General features: G+C 36.6%; 10 protein-coding genes. 2 read left to right on the top strand and 8 right to left on the bottom strand.

Going from position 1 to position 14,741, the window contains the following annotated elements:
• The first annotated feature begins 233 nt into the window (after positions 1-233).
• Positions 234-968: a DUF4386 family protein gene (locus K412_RS0118170; protein WP_024834406.1), complete on the top strand. Its 735-nt coding sequence runs from the start codon at positions 234-236 to the stop codon at positions 966-968.
• 62 nt (positions 969-1,030) lie between these two features.
• Entirely contained in the window at positions 1,031-1,600 is a 570-nt protein-coding gene (locus K412_RS0118165) for a flavodoxin family protein (protein WP_024834405.1), read from the top strand.
• A 114-nt stretch (positions 1,601-1,714) separates the two neighbouring features.
• Here the strand turns inward: K412_RS0118165 and K412_RS0118160 are convergent, their stop codons facing one another.
• The 8 genes from K412_RS0118160 to K412_RS0118125 form a co-directional block, all read right to left on the bottom strand.
• A complete protein-coding gene (locus tag K412_RS0118160) occupies positions 1,715-3,070 on the bottom strand; it encodes a nitrogenase component 1 (RefSeq protein WP_024834404.1) in 1,356 nt (451 codons plus the stop codon).
• A gap of 15 nt (positions 3,071-3,085) precedes the next feature.
• Positions 3,086-4,609, bottom strand: a complete 1,524-nt coding sequence (locus K412_RS0118155; protein ID WP_024834403.1) for a nitrogenase component 1 — start codon at positions 4,607-4,609, stop codon at positions 3,086-3,088.
• 325 nt (positions 4,610-4,934) lie between these two features.
• Complete coding sequence (gene cysK, locus K412_RS0118150) at positions 4,935-5,870, bottom strand: cysteine synthase A (protein ID WP_024834402.1); 936 nt, start codon at positions 5,868-5,870, stop codon at positions 4,935-4,937.
• Positions 5,871-5,976: 106 nt separating this feature from the next.
• The gene (locus K412_RS0118145; protein WP_024834401.1) at positions 5,977-7,368 is read right to left on the bottom strand and encodes an MATE family efflux transporter; all 1,392 of its coding nucleotides are present in this window, start codon (positions 7,366-7,368) and stop codon (positions 5,977-5,979) included.
• 34 nt (positions 7,369-7,402) lie between these two features.
• A complete protein-coding gene (locus K412_RS0118140) occupies positions 7,403-8,074 on the bottom strand; it encodes an HAD hydrolase-like protein (protein ID WP_024834400.1) in 672 nt (223 codons plus the stop codon).
• The gene (locus K412_RS0118135; RefSeq protein ID WP_024834399.1) at positions 8,071-8,775 is read right to left on the bottom strand and encodes an HAD family hydrolase; all 705 of its coding nucleotides are present in this window, start codon (positions 8,773-8,775) and stop codon (positions 8,071-8,073) included. Before K412_RS0118135 ends, K412_RS0118140 begins: the two co-directional genes overlap by 4 nt.
• A gap of 74 nt (positions 8,776-8,849) precedes the next feature.
• Positions 8,850-9,839, bottom strand: coding sequence for an aldo/keto reductase (locus tag K412_RS0118130; protein ID WP_024834398.1), 990 nt, complete (start codon positions 9,837-9,839; stop codon positions 8,850-8,852).
• Between the two features lie 41 nt (positions 9,840-9,880).
• Positions 9,881-14,734, bottom strand: a complete 4,854-nt coding sequence (locus K412_RS0118125; RefSeq protein ID WP_024834397.1) for a beta-ketoacyl synthase N-terminal-like domain-containing protein — start codon at positions 14,732-14,734, stop codon at positions 9,881-9,883.
• Positions 14,735-14,741: the final 7 nt, after the last annotated feature.

Genomic DNA, 14,741 nt, shown 5'->3' with positions numbered 1-14,741 from the left:
ACAATTGTAATTATAACTGCAAATATTGTCAATATATGTATTAATTTTATTTAACAATGTTGCAATTTTTATATATTTTTGTATATTCCTACATTTTTTGTACCTTTCATTAGCTTTTATACCATAAAACATTAAAATAATATAAATATTTACATGAAACCATTTAAATGCTATCATGTATTTGTATTATTTTTCTATATTGACAATAAAAAGTTAGAATAGGAGAATTATTTATGATTCCAACTAACCAAAAAACCTTTTTCCGAGTATCAGGAATATTAGCTATTATAGCCGCTGTATTCTATATTGTTATAGGAATTTGCATAGGTTTTGATCCATCAGAGCAAAAATCAGGAGTAGAATACTATCTTGAACTTTTTAAAAATCCTTCTTTGGGATATTTATGGAGAATACTCTTTTCATTAACTGGTTTAATGAATATAATGATTTTTATAGCATATGGTAATTACATATCCAAATCCCAAGATTCAGACTATCTTTTTGTAAAGGTTCTGACTGCTATAGGACTAATCAGCGCAATTCTTCATACAATTGATTGGGTTAGGGATATTTCTTTTATAAATAATTGTTTAAAGTTTTATAATGAGAACCAATTGGAAAATCTCAAAGCAATGATTAACATGAATGAAGTTCTGAAATATACTGACGAAAATTTCATATGGCGTTTTGGTTTCTTTGGATTCTACGTTATTGGTGTTTCGGTAGTTGCACTAAGAAAAGGCCTTTTATCTCGAGGAATTAATATAATTGGCATCTTGTCAGGCACTTTTCTTATATTTACAATGATTTTTTCAATTACAGAAACCGTTCTTAGAATATCCGACTTTGAAATGTCTGTAATGCCTATTTTTGCTGGTATAGGAGGTTCTATTCTAGGACCAATATGGTATTTGGGATTAGCTAAGAATTTTCTTAAGAATTCAAATAGTAGTTTGCGAAAAAGTTAATCAGTTACAGTATTGGTAATAATTAGTATGTGTCAAAAGTATAAGTTAAATAGGAGGGTAACATGAAAACGATTATTTTAAATGCAAGTCCTCGGACTAAAGGTAATATCTCTAATATGGTCTCAATTATAGCAAATAATATAACTGATAAATCTTCTTACGAAATTGTTAATATAAATGAGCTCACCTTGAAACCATGTGTAGGTTGTATGAAATGTAGAAGTCTTGACAAGTGTGTTTTACCAACTGATGATGCACATATTGTAGGAGAAAAAATTAAAGAAGCAGATAACATAATTGTGGCATCACCAACTTATTGGGCAAATATGCCAGGAAATCTAAAAATACTATTTGACAGAAATGTCTTCCTGTTTATGGAAGAATCTAAACGAGGCTACCCTATCGGTAGGCTGAAAGGTAAAAAAGGATTTATTATAACAACTTGTTCAACCGCATTTCCATGGAATGTTGTTTTCAAGCAAAGCAGTGGATTAGTTAGATCAGTAGAGGAAATTTTCAAAGCTGGCGGTATAAAAATAGGCGGAGTAGTTGCTTTACCAGGAACAAAATCATTGAATAAGATACCACCAAATACAATAAACAAATTGAATAAAATAGCCAGATTGCTTTAATTACTAATGGCTATGTATTTTCAAATTATTGCCAGATTATTATAGTTTTATGCATTATTTTTATTAAATCTGGCAATAATTTTTTAATTTATCATAAGCCTTTTTATCAAAATATTAAGCACTTGCACTGATGGCAATAGTAAATATTTTTTCAATCAAGGACAGTGCACCTCTATATCCGACGTTTGCTCTTGACAAAATCACCTCATAAGATGACGGGAATCCAATTTCAACAATATTCCCTCCAAGCTGCTTAGCAGCATCTCTATCCCAGGTTGTTCCTAAAATAATAGCGGGCTTTTCTTCCGAATTAATAAGTGCTTGCTCAATCAAATAACCATCCTCCAAAAAAAGAGGTGATACACTGACATCATCTGCAATGTTTTCAAATTCTTTTCTAATATTATCCTTATGCTCTTCAGGAGGATTCTCAGTTATAATTTGCTTAACCGGAATCAACCCAAGCTGATTTACAAGAAATTTTGAAATGGCCAGATTATAGCTGCTTTCACCCACAACAGCAAATTTTGATGGAACCCCCCACCAATATTCTGCATAAAAGTCTGAGAAATCTTCCAAATATTTATAATAAAGTTTCTCTTCCTCTTGTATGAATTGTTCTGTCTTTTCCTGATTTAATCCAGCAAAATCCGAGACTTTGCGTAAGAACTCAGATGTTGCTTTGGCACCAATTGGTATTACAGGTATATGTAAAAACGGCTGACCGTATTTTTTCTCAAGGTGCTCTGCTGTACTAAGTCCCAGCCAAGTTGATACTACAAGATTAAACTGAGCCTTGGGTATTTCTTTCCATTCTTTAACACCTTTTGATTCATGTCCAAATAAAATATTAACTTCAAGGCCTATTCCTTCAAGAATACGTTTGATTTCAGCCAGATCCCCCCTCCAAAATGGATTTTGATATGGAATTTCCGTCCAAACATTAACTACATTCTTTTTCTTTTCACCTTTGTACTCACCCACATATTGGTCAATAATTGCCTTTGTAACCAGTTCATGACCTGTATAGTTATTGCCTTTAAAACCGCCTGTTTCAGCGTAAACAATTGGAACACCTTTTTCTTGATATTTTGATACAACCGACGGTACATCATCACCAACAAGGTCAGGTATACACCCTGTAAGTACTACAAACAAATCTGCATCAATTACTTTTATTGAAGCCTGTATCAGCTCTTTAAGCCTTTCATTTCCTCCAAATACCACTTCATTTTCTGAAGCATTAAGACTGGGTGGAACAGCTCCGCCACCATAGCCGCCTCCCTGAAACCCGTTGTAAAAAGCAAGACTTACATATTGCTTATCTGCACAACCCGGGCCGCAATGAGTAATTGGAACTACTCCCGGAATTGCACTTGCAGTATACATAGCACCGATTGCACAACCATAACGTGGTCGGCTTATAGAATTTGTTTTCTGATTTTCGTAAGAATTTTGAATATGTGACATTTTCTACCTCCCAAATTAGTCCTGATATATAATTTCCGGGTTTTTAGCAAGGATATATGGATCATCTTGACTTAGCCACCATTTTGTATAAGGTAGCTTAATATGCTGTGACAAATCTTCATGAAATTTCTTTCTTTTTAAAATAGCTAGTATTGCTTCCCCCAAGTTTACAATACCTTCATAACCTACTGCAATATGTTCGTCTCCAAGGGGAGCAGCAGGAATACCAAGACGTGATGCAAGAGGTGCCAACCCGTTATGTCTTATTAATAAAAAGTCAGGCTTAACTTTTTTCAGTAAGGCATATAGCTGATATGGTTGTCTATTACTAACACTGAAATTTTCCACATTCCCATAGTTATTAACAAGAAAAGCCAAAGAGTCTTGTATAGGATCTTCACTGTCATAGATAGGATCGTGGTGGAAAACCAATGAACCGTTTACTTCAACCCCCAACTCTCTCAATACTGAAATCAGTCCATGAGAATATGCAGAACCTGTTGCAACATATCCTTTTACACCCTTCAGTTTTTTCTTTAACTCTTCAATTTTTGGTGTTACACGTTCATGTTCTTTTTTTATGTAGGCCTCACAAAGCTCCTCACGATGTGTGATTTTTGCTATACCCCTAAGCCAGGCATCAGTTCCGGCAAATCCATAAGGTTGAGGAGCTTTTAATTCCGGAACACCAAAATTCTGTTCTAGTCCCTGGGCCAAATACGAGGAAAGGGTGTTGCAAAAGCCAACTGTCAAAGCAGCCTCAGACATTTGTGCCAAATCCTCAACAGTGGCCAAATCTACAACATAGTTCACCCGTAAATTAAGTTCTTTAAGCATTGGCGTAAATACATCAGAACCCCAAAGATTGATTACATTCACTAAATCTTCTTGCTTCTTGGGATTCTTCCGTACTATATCCCTTAAAATACCGTGTTGAGTAGCATCAAATCCTGTGCTCCAATGTTTTGAGCGGAAACCCTCACAATGTAGTGGAATTACGGGAATTCCAAACTTCTCTTTATACTCCGATGCAACGCTGTCAATATCATCACCGATAATTCCTGTAGCACAGGCTGTTCCAATAAAAATAGCATTTGGCTTGTATCTTTCCCATACATCGTTCAGTGTCTGTTCAAGCTTTCCAATACCTCCGAAAACCATATCACCTTCTATCAAGTTTGTAGAAACTATTTTAAGATTTTCAACAGGAAGTCCCCTCATAGCAAGACCATTACGATATATTGAGTTATAGATTGTTTGGCTCACTGCACAACCAATAGGAGAATGTTGAATCAGTACGGCACCTCGCACATTTCCAGCCTGGCATTCCACCATTTGTTCACTGCAAACAGAGCCTTGTGTAAAAGGTCCATTTATTTCGCAAAGCTTACAACCGTTGCCTTTTTTACCGGTGCAACCGGGAACAGAATATCCTGATTCCTCTACCAGTTTTAGAGCATCGCCTTCCCAGCTAATAATGGTACCAAGGCGCTGTTCACGACTTACAACAGTAGTAGATGCTAAATTAATTTTACCCATGCTAACTCCTCCATTAATACTTTTATACTAATTGCACTTAAAGTAGTGCAGTACATAAAAATAAAAAAAGACTATTTTCAATACCTGCATAAGCAGAATTAAAATTAGTCTCTAATTTTTTTAGTCAACTTTTTCTTATTTTATTTTAATGTTTGGTTTTATCTATTATAAATGCTATTTCCTTCCATGTCAATAGGAATACTATGATTTGTATGCGATAATAGAATATAAAAATATAAGGTATTCGTTGCACAATAAAATACCCCGCCTACTTCGACGAGGTATTATTATCAAGTATTTTAGATAGCCATTTATATGAAAAACTTTATACGTCTTGAAATAATACCGTTGATAAGTATCTCTCTCCAGTATCAGGCAATATTACTACGATATTCTTACCTTTAAATTCAGGTCTTTTTGCTATCTGAGTTGCTGCAAATGTTGCTGCACCAGATGAGATACCAACTAATAGGCCCTCTGTTCTTGCAAGCTTTCTTGAGGTCTCAAAAGCTTCTTCATCCTTAACCTTGTATATCTCATCAACTATCTTTAGATTTAAGACATCTGGAATAAAACCTGCCCCTATACCTTGAATCTTGTTTGGCCCTTTAACTCCACCTGACAATACCGGAGAACCAAAAGGCTCAACTGCTACAATTTTTACATTGGGATTTCTCTGTTTTAAAACTTCGCCTACACCTGTGATTGTTCCACCAGTACCTACTCCTGCCACGAATACATCCACTTGTCCGTCAGTGTCTCTCCATATTTCTTCAGCTGTTGTTTTTCTATGAATTTCTGGGTTTGCAGGGTTTTTAAACTGTTGGGGCATATAAGAATTAGGTGTTTGCGCTACAAGCTCTTCGGCTTTCTTTATAGCTCCAGGCATTCCGTCTGCTCCTGGAGTTAAAATCAATTCAGCTCCTAATGCTTTTAAAAGATTCCTTCTTTCAATACTGAAGGTATCAGGCAATGTTATTATTAATTTATACCCCTTTGCAGCTGCAACAAATGCTAATCCAATACCTGTATTGCCGCTTGTAGGCTCAATAATAACAGAATCCTTGTTCAAAAGCCCTTTTTCCTCTGCGTCCTTAATCATGGCATAACCTATCCTGTCTTTCACACTGCTGGCAGGATTGAATGATTCAAGTTTAGCAATAACTTTTGCTTCCAGTCCATTTTCCTTATTATAGTTCGTCAGCTCCAACAAAGGAGTATTCCCTATAAGATCAGTTAAATTCTTTGCAATTTTTGTCATAACATCGCCTCCATAATATTTTTTCCTATTATTCCGATATGTTTTGTTTGCTATTCTAATTGTATTATTAATAACAAAGAATGTCAATACTAACAAATTGTATCAATTAACCACTTACTTCACCTGATATACTACCGTTGACATCAGTACTCTCATTGTGTATTCTGTTGAGGCCTTTTATTTCTTTAAACAGCAATAAACCTGTTATTATAGATGACAGCAGATCGGATACTGGAACAGCAAATAATACTCCGTTCATTTTGAAAAAAATAGGCAAAATAAACAGAAGGGGTACTAAAAAAATAATCTGTCTTGACAAAGTTAAAAACATAGCCTGTTTGTACTTTCCAATTGACTGGAAATATCCCGAGCCAACAAACTGGAATCCTAAAATTGGTAAACCCAACATAAAAATACTCATTGCGTACTTTCCAAAATCGACGAATTCCTTATCTTTACCGTTAAATGCCGACATAAGCTGCCCTGGAAATATTCTGGTAACTAAAAATCCTAATACTGTTATACCGGTTGCAGCAATAATAGCACATTTTAGAGTTTCTTTCACTCTTTTATAGCTTTTGGCTCCAAAATTATATCCTATTATTGGTTGAGCGCCAAGGTTAATCCCTAAAAGAGGCATAATGATAAGCATGAAAATACTGTTGGCTGCTCCCATTGCTGATATTGCAGTATCTCCTCCGTATTTTTTGACACTTGTATTCATAATTACATTGAATATGGATGCAGCTACCTGCATAATAAACGATGCAGAGCCTATTGAAAATATCTTTTTAACCTTATCTGATTGGAGATTGAAGTTCTTTATATATATTTTTAGAGTACTATTTTTGCCAAGGAAATGTGAAAGCACCCACGCAGCTGATACCAACTGTGAAACAACTGTTGCAAGTGCGGCCCCTTTCATCCCCCATTTGAAGCCAAAAATAAAGATAGGAGCTAAAATGGTGTTCAAAACAGCACCAATAAGCAAAGTAGCCATAGCCTTTTTAGGCTTTCCTGTAGCTCTGATAAAGTTATTCATGCCTAAACTTATGAGTTGAAAAATAGTCCCCAGCATAATAATAATCATGTATTCCCTTGCAAAGGGAAGTACTTTGTCACTGGCACCAAAGGCTTTTAGTACTGGGTTCAAAAAAATCAATCCTGGTATGGTTATTAATAAAGAAATTATTATTAGCAACATAAAAGCATTGCCTATAACCTTCTCGGCTTCATCTATTTTTTTCTGCCCCAAATTGATTGCAACGAGGGTTGTCGCTCCTGAGCCAACCAGTGCAGCAAATGAAGACACTATCATCATAATTGGAAATCCGATTGTTATACCTGCAATACCTAGTGAACCTGTGCTGTTGCCTATAAAAATTCTGTCAATAATGTTATAAAGAGCATTAATTAGGGTCCCAATTATTGCAGGCAGTGAAAACTTCAATAATAAAACCCACACTTTTTCCTCAATGAATAATTTGGTATTGTCCATTATATCTAATCCTCGCTTTCAAAATTATTTCAGGTTACATAATATTTTCAATAATTGCTTCCACTTCCTTGAAGGAATTTACCTTGTAATCTATAAATTCATTGAATATTCCGTAATCCTTTAAGGTGAAAATGTCATTTAGCATCATAACTGTTGTAATCCCGTGTAGCTTTCCAGTCATTAGGGCCGATGGGGAATCATCAATGTACAGACACTTTTTTAAATCTATATTCAATTCCTGTGAAGTCTCTGAAAAAGTTGCATATCTTGCTTTTGAGCGTCCTTTAAGGTTACATATGCAACTATTATCTACTCTCTCAAGCAACTCCGAGAATCTTTTTACATTCTTGCTGGCTGAAGAAAATATTCTGTAAGAAATTGAATTTTTCTTGCAAAAGTCGATAAAAGAATAAAAATTCTCCTCTATTTTAATTCCAGTTCCACCGTAATCCTGCATCTGACTTACTTCCCTGTATAGTTCCATAATTTTATCCTCAATACCCAAGGATGTTAATATAAGCTCCATGGAAGACTTGACCGGAAAAGAAACTGTGCTTTTGAAAAACTCAAGAAGTGCCTCCCTGGGAAAAGGTGTATACCTGTTAATAAACCCATGAAGGCAATTAAAGAGCAGCAATACAGAGTTTTTTGAAATTACACCGTCAAAATCTATCAAGACTGTTTGAGGCTTTTGAAAGGTATTCATCCCTTTTCCCCCTTTAAATCTCCTTGGCTCTTCCACAAGGTCCCATCTGATATTTCTTCGTCTATTCTCTGTAGAAGGTCCAAATCGATTTCTTTTACAGAGTTCAGTATGTACTTCAATCCCGTACGTATCATATCCTGTCTTTGGAAACCCCAAGGAAATTTTGACGGAATTCCTATAAATGGGACATTATCAGCCTTGGCAGCTTCAGCAAACGTATTCACATCATCTATAAACAATACTTGGTTGTAATCAAGTCCATATATATCCTTTGTAATCTCTTTTATTCCAGGCCGAAAATCATTTGTACATACATAACGGTCAAAGTAGTTTAGATACTTCTTGAAATCATCCAGTATAAGATCTTCCGACAGTCCTCCGTAACAAACCAGCTGAACATCAAGGGAGGATAGAAACTCCAAAAACTCGGGGACACCTTCAATGAGCCCGCTGTCATGCTCTTTTAAATACCTTTCCCTTTCCCCGAAAAAGGAATCGTACAAATACTTTCCGTCGTCAATATTAAATACTTCCATCATATATTTTCCAGCATCAGCTCGTTTGCGGGAAAACACATTCCTTTCCAATTCTCTTGTATACTCGTGCCCGAATTTTAAGGCAAGATTTCTAAGTACTGGACTGAAGGTATCCTCCAAAAGCACCCCATCAATGTCACAAGCTATTAATCTTATGTTTTTCATTTTATCTATATCTCCTCACAAACTAATAATTACCTTAAATTTAGAATTAAACTCCCCAGCACTGCCACACAGTACTAGTACTTCTCAATTCCTATCATTCCCGATTCAAGATAGCGCTCTCCCAGCACCTCCTTTGAAGAAACAGCCTGTTCTATTTTACTTATTTCTTCAGGGCTCAACTGAATTTCTGCTGCTTCTAAATTTTCTATAAGATACTGTACTTTTTTGGTCCCCGGTATAGGAACAATATTTTCATCCTTAGAAAGTATCCAGGCCAATACCAGCTGTGCAGTAGTAACCCCTTTTTGCTGTGCTATTTCCACCAGCCTGTCTACAAACTTCAGATTATGTGCAAGGTTTTCTCCCTGCATACGCGGCAAAAATCTTCTCATATCGCCTTCTTGGGTCAGCAAATTTGAATCCAGCCGCCCTGTTAATATTCCCCTGCTCAATGGACTATAAGCTACAAACCCTATACCTAATTCCTTTAAAACAGGTAAAACTTGGGCTTCAACATTTCTTGTAAAAAGCGAGTACTCCGATTGAACAGCTGTTAAAGGGTGAATAGCGTGGGCCCGCCTTATGGTATCAGGAGAAGCTTCCGAAATTCCTATATAACGTACCTTACCTTCCTTGACCAGTAAAGACATGGCCCCTATGGTTTCTTCAATAGGTATGCTTGAATCAATTCTGTGCAGATAGTATAAATCTATGACATCTCTGTTCATTCTTCTCAAGCTGGCCTCTGCGGCTTTTCTTACATATTCAGGCCGTCCATTGATTTTCCGTTCATAGCTTCCAGGCTCTCTTACTATTCCGAACTTGGTAGCGACAAAAGCATCTCCTTTCCACTCCTTAAGTACCGAACCAACCAATTCTTCATTAGCTCCGTTTCCATATGTATCCGCAGTATCAAGAAAAGTCACTCCAGACTCTAGTGCTGTAAGAATGGTTTTCTTTGACTCTTTAGGATCAGCCTTGCCATAAAATTCGCTCATACCCATACATCCTAAACCTATGGCAGAGACTTCAGCTCCGTTATTTCCAAGGTATCTTTTTTGCATATCACAATCCTCCTTATTTCAGCGTCTTACTTTTGTTTTATTTATTGCTTATTTGCTTTTTGTTTTCTTGAGCCCTTGGCAGGAATCTTTATATCTTTAAGATTGTTAGAAATATAACTCTCCTCTAAAAGCAAAGACTGTATTTCAAAAGAGCCCTGTTTTAAGTCGTTGGAAGTAATTATGCCTTTTAGCTCTAATATACTATTATTTCCAACATTTATGACGTCATATTTACTCTTTTTAAGGAATATCCTCTCTTTTTTATGTAATGGGCGCTTAATTTTTATTTTTATGGATTTAAGGACAGGTATCAGGTTTTCACTACTTGTAGGTTGATTTTGTGAGCTAAAGTAGTATCCAAAGGCTCTGAAGCTCTGGCGACACGCCTCAGCCAATACGACACTGTCTATATATTCCCCCTTAAAGTCGTTAAAATAAGGGTTATCAGGTTGAAAAATAAAATAACACCCAATGTCTCCATTTTCATTAATAACATCACTAATAAGAACATTTAAAGGATTTTGCTTATTTACAATAAGCTGGTTACAAGGAGCGAATTCTCCAGCAGGAGTTAAATCACTGTCCTCAGTATGTTCATATTTAAATCTATTTTCCAGAATTGTAAATTTACCAGAAGCAGTTTTAGTATTATTCTGAATTATTTCTGCACTAAAATGGTATCCTGCATTATTTGATTTAATCAGAGTAGCTTTAGCCCAGGATTCTTCTTCCTTCACACAGTAACCATGATATGAAACATTAATTTCAGGAATAAACAAGGGAGTTAACGGCGAAGTTCCAGAACTATATAGAAAACCTGCTCTGGTTAGCTGGCTCATTCCTTCCAGTAGTTGCATTCCCGATACATGATCCAATTCATGGTCAAAGAAGAAGGGATGTGTTTCGTCAATAATTAGCTTACAGTTAAAAACCTCATGATTATTCTCATCTGCTTGTATGGCTTCAATTACAATGTTTTGCTTGTTATTTTTTTGACATAAATTAATTTCATGCAGACTAAAATGTGTTTTTTCCTTTTCTACGCTGAATCTCCGTTCTTTTATAAAATCCATAAGTCCACCGATAGTTGAAAAATCAGAAGCCAAATATCTTATAAGTTCATTTCCAGCATCGGTTAGTTCATTTAAATAGTTGAACTCGTTAAGTATATCCCTTGCAATCTTCACATTTATGACAGAGTCAGTTCCCAATTCATCCAAGGGCTGATCAAGATTTAAATCTTCTATGTTATGGCCGGTATTTTCAGCAATAATTTTCTGAAGTAATACACATAATCCAGTATCTGTCTCGTCAGTATCATCTTGAAGCTCGGACTCTTCCTTATTTGAGTCACTGATTGGAGACTTTTCAATGGATTCCTGTCCTATTTTCGCACCTCTTTTATTTATGTAATCTGCCAATTCCTTTATACTGGGATTGTTTCGGGAAACATATTCAAGCAAAAGGTCTCCCTCACCTTCCCGTTCTTGCAAACCTGACAATTTCAAAATCTCAAAAACAGTTTTCATTGAGGTAATTGAATCCATTTCCCATTGATCCCATTTAAAATCAATATCTATACTGTCTGCTTCAACAGGTGTATTTTTTTGAATTATATCAATTAAAGCTTTCTCATTCTCACTAAATTCTGAGCCTTTGGAGGATGTAATAGCTTTTTGCAATCCATCTTTCTCAATGTCTGTAAACCAGTAACGTTTGCCTTCAAATGGGTATGTTGGTAAAGATACTATCCTTCTGCTTTTTCCTCCTGATAATCTGGCCCAATCTAACTGCATACCATTTACCCACAATTGTGCCAATTTATCCAGCTTGCCCTTTTTAAACCATTTTTCAATCATTTCTTCAGCATCGTCGTCGTTGATTAGGATTTGGGCTTCTAAATTGACTTTATTTGAACTACCTGAATATATCCTATCTCCGTTCATATTTCCTTCAAGAAACTTTGTCAGCCCTGAAACAAGTTCATCTTTATCCCTAGCAATTACGGCAAGCCTTTCCTCCATTGACTCACGCCCAATCTGAAGGGTGTATGCAATATCAGCCAGAAGTGAAGTGTCGGGTTTATTATTTTGAATAAAAGTCTTTATGTTTTCGGCATGCTTTCTCAATCTCTCCCTATTCCGTGCAGAAAGGACGAATATCTGGGGCATTGCATTTTCAGTTATCTCAGAATATTGTCCATTATTGAATTCTTCAACCACCACATGTGCGTACGAACCTCCAAATCCGAATGAGCTGATTCCCGCTCTCCTTGGTTGGCCGTTAAGAGGCTTCCACTCCTCAAGCTTACGGTTTATATATATGGGCGAGTCTTCAAGCTTGATATACGGATTTAGGTTTTCAAAATAAGGCATTGCTGGTATTTCTCCTTTTTTTAATGACATAATAGCCTTAATAACACCGGTAATTCCAGCGGCTCCTTCGGTATGTCCTATATGTGCCTTTGCCGAACCCACAGCACAGAAAGGCTTAACATCCTGATAATCCTTAAACACCATGCGCAGCGCATTAATTTCAATAGGATCGCCCAGTTTCGTTCCTGTACCATGTGCCTCAATATATCCTATCGTTCTAGGGTCTATACCAGCATCCTTCCAGGCATCCTGAATAACCTGAGCCTCCTGCTTTACGCTAGGAGCAGTAATTGAAGGGGTATATCCCCCATGATTGATGGCAGAACCCTTAATAATTGCATGAATATTATCTCTGTCTTCCAATGCTTTTTTCAAAGGTTTTAGTAGCACTGCAGTAACAGCTTCTCCGGGAACATAACCATCAGCCCTATTGTCAAAGGTATGGCAGCGTCCTGTAGGCGATAATAAACCAATGCTGCAAAAATACCTGTAGTGAGAAGGACTGAGCAGTAAGTTGGTACCTGCGGCGAAAGCCATTTCACATTCATTCTGCTTTAGTGCCTTACAAGCAAGGTGTAAAGCCACCAGCGATGAAGAGCATGCCGTATCCACAGCCAAACTAGGTCCATACAAATTAAAATAAAATGATGGTCTGTTTGCCAACATTGTAGCAGCATTCCCAGTACCGGAATGAGGATCGACAGTAATCATATGCCTTGATATCTCCGAATTATAGTCGTGAAAGCATACGCCAACATACATTCCTGTTTTTGTACCGCTAATCCTGGATGCATATCCCGCGTCCTCGGCTGTAGAATATATGACCTGCAGAAGTTTTCGTAGCTGAGGGTCCATCATAGCAGCCTCTCTAGGCGAAATATTAAAGAACCCAGAGTCAAAATTCCCTACATCCTCAATAAAGCTCCCCCATTTTGAGTACATCTTGTCAGTTGCCAAGGGATTTGGGTCAAACCAGTCCCGGCAATCAAAATGGTCGAGAGGAATCTCTCTGATTAAATCCTTTCCGCTTCTGAGATTTTCCCAAAAACTTTCTACATCCGGCGAATCGGCAAAAATACCTGCCATACCTATAACAGCAATATCATCAGCATTGTCATTAACTTCTGCGACCTCCTGGCTTTTATACTCCTCGGATTTTTTATTTACTTGGCCTACAATATCAGCCTTTTTCTTGGCAGTTAAGTCCTCTACTCCTTTGTTACTCTCAGTGAGTTTTACCGGTTTCTCTGTTTTTACATTAAAGTAGGACCTTACTCTGTCGCCGTGTTCATTTAGAAAGTATCCTACAAGCTCGTTAATATTCTGGTATTCAAAAAATAATGTAGGATATAGCTCAAGGTCTAACTCCTTTTCAATATCATTGGCCATGGATATCAGGCTTGTAGAATCTATCCCCATATCCATAAAGTTTAAATCATTTTCTATACAATGATCTTCGACATCTAAGAGAGATTTGACTTTATCTGTTATATAGCTTTCAATTTTCTTACCTATATTTGTACTTTCATAAACAGTGAAATCTCCGCTAGTATCTATATTGACATCTTCTTGCTGTATCTCATGTATATTTGAAAGGACTGTACTATTAGCACCTTGCCCTCCGAAATCTTCCATACTTCTTACCTTCTTAAAGGTAAAGCCCTTCAAATTAAGAAGTATTTCTCCTTTTAAACTACAAATATCAATGTTTGCAACTACAATATTAGAATTGATTTTTTCTATTCTTGTGTATGACACACATTGAGGCGGAAGAGACCCGTAAATATAAACATCCTTCACCATCAAAGGCAGAAAAGTCCCTTCAACCTCATCTGTCAGTATTGGCATTATGCTTACCAGGGCACCGTCCAACAAAGCAGGATGGGCTTCATATCTACAGCTGTTTTTGATTATTTCTTCTGTTAGTTCAAGTTCTCCAAGGGATTCCAATCCGTTCATATATACTTTTTTTAGTGTTTTCAGCGACGGTCCGTGGACAATGGGTGATTTTCCCATACTTTTATAAATCTCTTCGCCTGTCAGTACCCTTTCACTATTTTCCTTAATGGATTCCAAATCCAACGTTCCGGGAAAACCAGCAGACTCACTGATGTATTCTCCCGACGCCGCTTCAAAATTCTCCAATCCTGGAGTTTTCCTACAGCTGCATGCAAAGTACAGCCTTTTGTTATTCTCCCTTATATTTACTGTTAATTCCACAGCTTCTCCATCTGATACAATAACTGGATTTATAAATAGAAGATTATTTATACGGGTAGCCGGTTTTCCCTGTACCTTGCTCAGTGCATCAATGGCCATACTAAAATGAGTTACACCAAGTAGCACCTGTTGCCCGAATACAGTATGATCCCTTAAATAAGGTTCATCGTACTTAAATGTAAGCACCAACTGTGAATTTTGAGCTTTCCCTTTTATATTTTTAATATGCTCTAGAGCTTCGTATTTGCTCATACCGCTGTCTTTAAAATCTTTTAATATATTCAGTAAATTCTCATCCATATTCCTT

This window comes from Ruminiclostridium josui JCM 17888 (assembly GCF_000526495.1).
Lineage (GTDB): Bacteria > Bacillota > Clostridia > Acetivibrionales > DSM-1351 > Ruminiclostridium > Ruminiclostridium josui.
Note: the sequence above shows the minus strand (reverse complement) of the source record. Positions and strands in the feature narration are given on the sequence as shown.

Bases quoted from the DNA above. Each gene is read 5' to 3' on its own strand.
- K412_RS0118140 (WP_024834400.1), bottom strand. From the start codon at position 8,074: ATGAATACCTTTCAAAAGCCTCAAACAGTCTTGATAGATTTTGACGGT.
- K412_RS0118145 (WP_024834401.1), bottom strand. From the start codon at position 7,368: ATGGACAATACCAAATTATTCATTGAGGAAAAAGTGTGGGTTTTATTA.
- K412_RS0118160 (WP_024834404.1), bottom strand. From the start codon at position 3,070: ATGTCACATATTCAAAATTCTTACGAAAATCAGAAAACAAATTCTATA.
- K412_RS0118135 (WP_024834399.1), bottom strand. From the start codon at position 8,775: ATGAAAAACATAAGATTAATAGCTTGTGACATTGATGGGGTGCTTTTG.
- cysK (WP_024834402.1), bottom strand. From the start codon at position 5,870: ATGACAAAAATTGCAAAGAATTTAACTGATCTTATAGGGAATACTCCT.
- K412_RS0118165 (WP_024834405.1), top strand. From the start codon at position 1,031: ATGAAAACGATTATTTTAAATGCAAGTCCTCGGACTAAAGGTAATATC.
- K412_RS0118155 (WP_024834403.1), bottom strand. From the start codon at position 4,609: ATGGGTAAAATTAATTTAGCATCTACTACTGTTGTAAGTCGTGAACAG.
- K412_RS0118130 (WP_024834398.1), bottom strand. From the start codon at position 9,839: ATGCAAAAAAGATACCTTGGAAATAACGGAGCTGAAGTCTCTGCCATA.
- K412_RS0118125 (WP_024834397.1), bottom strand. From the start codon at position 14,734: ATGGATGAGAATTTACTGAATATATTAAAAGATTTTAAAGACAGCGGT.
- K412_RS0118170 (WP_024834406.1), top strand. From the start codon at position 234: ATGATTCCAACTAACCAAAAAACCTTTTTCCGAGTATCAGGAATATTA.